Annotated in this window: 4 protein-coding genes and 1 pseudogene; 4 read left to right on the top strand and 1 reads right to left on the bottom strand. The window is 61.2% G+C overall.

The annotated features are described in order from the left end of the window. Window positions 1-409, bottom strand: a 409-nt coding sequence (locus JWQ61_RS21705) for a TraB/GumN family protein (protein ID WP_304362348.1), incomplete at its 3' end; no start/stop codon positions are given. A 34-nt stretch (window positions 410-443) separates the two neighbouring features. Between JWQ61_RS21705 and JWQ61_RS21700 the strand changes: the two genes are divergently transcribed. From JWQ61_RS21700 to JWQ61_RS21685, 4 genes and pseudogenes are all read left to right on the top strand, one after another. Then, window positions 444-1142 carry an HAD-IA family hydrolase gene (locus JWQ61_RS21700; RefSeq protein WP_304362347.1) on the top strand — a complete coding sequence of 233 codons (699 nt, stop codon included), beginning with the start codon at window positions 444-446 and terminating at the stop codon, window positions 1140-1142. Window positions 1143-1222: 80 nt separating this feature from the next. Then, window positions 1223-1798: a nucleoid occlusion factor SlmA gene (slmA, locus tag JWQ61_RS21695; protein WP_061541835.1), complete on the top strand. Its 576-nt coding sequence runs from the start codon at window positions 1223-1225 to the stop codon at window positions 1796-1798. An 82-nt stretch (window positions 1799-1880) separates the two neighbouring features. Then, a complete protein-coding gene (locus JWQ61_RS21690; RefSeq protein ID WP_304362346.1) occupies window positions 1881-3047 on the top strand; it encodes an ABC transporter substrate-binding protein in 1167 nt (388 codons plus the stop codon). 13 nt (window positions 3048-3060) lie between these two features. Further along, window positions 3061-3480 (top strand): annotated as a pseudogene (locus JWQ61_RS21685) (branched-chain amino acid ABC transporter permease); the annotation flags it as partial.

Below are 3480 nucleotides of genomic sequence, written 5' to 3'. Positions count from 1 at the left end.
CGTCCAGCGTCAGGCCGTATTTTTCCAGCAGCGGATTGAGCTGCAGCAGCAGCGGCGGCGGCAGTTCCTGCGCCAGCGATTTGCCGTTGGCGTAGATGCCGTATTTGGTCATCAGGTCGGCCAGTCCTTGGGCGTTGCCGGGATCGATTTCCAGCGCGATGGCCGATGAGTGTTGCATCGCTTGCAAGACTTTGTCGTCGAAAGGATAAAAATCGGCGCGGCCGACGTGAATGGTGCCAAATACATAAGCACTGTGGCCGGCGCGCTGTATCTTGAACATGGCCCCGCCCTGGCGGGCGGGTGCCGGCGCCACTGTGGCACCGGCGGTATCCACGGCGTCGGCCTGGGCCGGCAGCGCCAGCAGGCTTAACGGCAACCAGCACAATGTCACTATAATCTGACGAAGCACACACTCTCCTTGATAAAAACCAATGCACGGCACAATGGCAAAGAATACTACAGCGCTTTGGCTGTTCGACCTGGACAATACCCTGCACGACGCCTCGCACGCCATTTTCCCCGCGATCCACCACAACATGAACGCTTTCATGGCGCGCACCCTGGGCAGCGACGGCGTCGACGCCGACGCCGCCACGGTGAATGCCGCCCGCGAAATGTACTGGCGGCGTTACGGCGCGACCTTGCTAGGCCTGGTCAAGCACCACCAGGTGCGGCCTGCGGATTTCCTGCGCGAAGCGCACCGTTTTGACGATCTGCTGGGCATGATCCGCGCCGAGCGCGGCCTGATCGACCTGCTCAAGCGCCTGCCGGGGCGCAAGATCCTGCTGACCAACGCGCCGCTGCGCTACTCGGGCGACGTCTTGCGCCACCTGCGCCTGCAGCGCCATTTCGGCAAGCACATCTCGATCGAATCCATGCATGTGCATCGCCAATTGCGGCCGAAACCGTCGCGCCACCTGCTGCGCCAGCTGCTGGCGCGGGAAAAGGTCGCGGCGCGCCGCTGCGTCCTGGTGGAAGATACGATCGCCACGCTCAAGGCAGCCAAATCGGTCGGCATGTGCACGGCCTGGGTCACGCAATACCTGGCCGACCAGTCAAATGTGATAAAGCGCCCCAAATACGTCGATGTCAAAGTAAAATCGGTGCGACAGCTGGCCAGGAATCTGCACCGCCTGCGTTAGGCGGCTGGGCCCGGCTGGCTCGGCGCCGGGCAGGGAGCAGGCATAGTTTTTTTACCTCCATCATTACTAAAATAAAAATCATGGCAACTACTAAACCCGGCGAGCGCAAACTCCAGATTCTCCAGACCCTGGCGACCATGCTGGAGCAGCCCAAGGGCGAAAAGATCACCACCGCCGCGCTGGCGGCCAAGATCGATGTGTCGGAGGCGGCGTTGTACCGGCATTTCGCCAGCAAGGCGCAGATGTTCGAAGGCCTGATCGATTTCATCGAGACCAGCGTGTTCGGCCTGGTCAACCAGATTACCGAGCAGCAGGAAAAAGGCTTGCACCAGGCGCAGGCGATTGCCCTGATGCTGCTCAATTTCGCCGAGCGCAATCCAGGCATGACCCGAGTCATGATCGGCGATGCGCTGGTCAATGAAGACGAACGCCTGCAGTTGCGCATGAACCAGTTCGTCGACCGCATCGAGCTGGCGCTGAAACAGGCGTTGCGGATCGCTGCCTCGCAAGGGGAAGCGAATGAAGCGGAAGCGGCCCTGCGCGCCAATATCCTGACCAGCTTCGTGCTAGGACGCTGGCAACGTTTCGCCAAAAGCCGTTTCCAGCACAAGCCGGGCGACGACGCCGCACAGCAGATCGCGCTGATGCTGGTTTAAATTCTTTGCTAACATCTCTCGGCAGAACGATATCAGCGTTGCCGGGAGACGTCGGCGCTAAACCTACAATGGAGCAGTTCAGATGAAAAAAGCATGGTTGGGGACTTCCGTTTCCGCAGCATTGGCAATCACCCTGGCCGGCGGCAGCGCGTATGCCCAGATCAAGGTCGGCGTGAGCGTTTCCGCGACCGGTCCGGCGGCCTCGTTGGGCATCCCGGAAAAGAATACTTTCGCCCTGTTGCCGAAGGAAATCGCCGGCCAGAAGGTGCAATACATCGTGCTCGACGACGCCACCGACAGCACCACGGCTGTCAAGAATGCACGCAAGCTGGTCAGCGAAGAAAAGGTCGATCTGCTGATCGGCTCGACCGCCGTTCCCGGTTCGCTGGCGATGAGCGATGTCGCGGCGGAATCGGGTACGCCGATGATTTCGATGGCGGCTTCGGCTGCCCTGGTTGAACCGGTCGACGCCAAGCGCCGCTGGATTTTCAAGACCCCGCAAAACGATTCGCACATGGCGACCGCGATCATCGCTCACATGGCCGATGCCGGCGTCAAGAGCGTGGCCTTCATCGGTTTCTCTGACGCCTACGGCGAGGGCTGGTACCGCGAATTCTCCAAGCTGGCCGAACTGCGCAAGATCAAGATCGTCGCCAACGAGCGCTTCGCCCGCAACGACACTTCGGTCACCGGGCAAGTATTGAAGATGGTCAGCGCCAATCCCGACGCCATCCTGATCGCCGGCGCCGGCACGCCTGCCGCCTTGCCGCAGAAGACACTGAAGGAACGCGGTTACAAAGGCAAGATCTACCAGACCCACGGCGTCGCCAACAATGACTTCCTGCGCGTCTGCGGCAAGGATTGCGAAGGCACTTTCCTGCCAGCCGGACCGTTGCTGGTGGCCGAGCAGCTGCCGGACAGCAATCCGGTCAAGAAATCGGCCATGGCTTACCGCACCGCTTATGAAAAAGCCTACGGCGCCGGCAGCATTTCGACCTTCGGCGGACATGCCTGGGATGCCGGCATGCTGCTGGGTGCGGCGACGCCGCAAGCGCTGAAAAAAGGCCAGCCGGGAAGCAAGGAATTCCGCGCCGGGCTGCGTGACGCCATCGAAGCTATCAAGAACCTGCCGGTATCGCAAGGCATCGTCAACATGAGCGCGACCGACCACGTCGGTTTCGACCAGCGCGCACGGGTGATGGTGGAGATTGTCAACGGCAAATGGAAACTGATAGGCGCTGCGCAATAAGATGGATTTCGGTTTGAATCTATCCGTTGCCGCCATCCTGGCTCAGGACGGCATCACCAGCGGCGCCGTATATGCGCTGCTGGCATTGGCGCTGGTGCTGGTGTTCTCGGTCACGCGCGTCATCTTTATCCCGCAGGGTGAATTCGTCGCTTTCGGCGCCTTGACGCTGGCAGCGATCCAGGCCGACAAGTTTCCGCTGTCTGCGACCCTGCTGGTGGCGCTCGGCGCCTTGAGTTTTATCCAGGAAACGGCGGCCGTGATGTTCGGCCGCAGCGGCGAAACCGGCAAGGTCCGGCAAATCGGCGCGGCCCTGCTCAAGTTCGTGCTGCTGCCGCTGGCCATCTATGCCGTCACCCGCTGGTATGGCCATGCGACGCTGGCGATGCCGCTGCAAGTGCTGCTGACCTTGCTGATCGTGGTGCCGATGGGGCCG

Origin of the sequence: Collimonas fungivorans (genome assembly GCF_028292705.1) — a bacterium.
Taxonomy (GTDB): Bacteria; Pseudomonadota; Gammaproteobacteria; order Burkholderiales; family Burkholderiaceae_D; genus Collimonas; species Collimonas fungivorans_B.
Note: the sequence above shows the minus strand (reverse complement) of the source record. Positions and strands in the feature narration are given on the sequence as shown.

What these genes read in the sequence shown, in the direction of transcription:
- JWQ61_RS21690 (WP_304362346.1), top strand. Translation starts at nt 1,881, where the DNA reads ATGAAAAAAGCATGGTTGGGGACTTCCGTTTCCGCAGCATTGGCAATC.
- slmA (WP_061541835.1), top strand. Translation starts at nt 1,223, where the DNA reads ATGGCAACTACTAAACCCGGCGAGCGCAAACTCCAGATTCTCCAGACC.
- JWQ61_RS21700 (WP_304362347.1), top strand. Translation starts at nt 444, where the DNA reads ATGGCAAAGAATACTACAGCGCTTTGGCTGTTCGACCTGGACAATACC.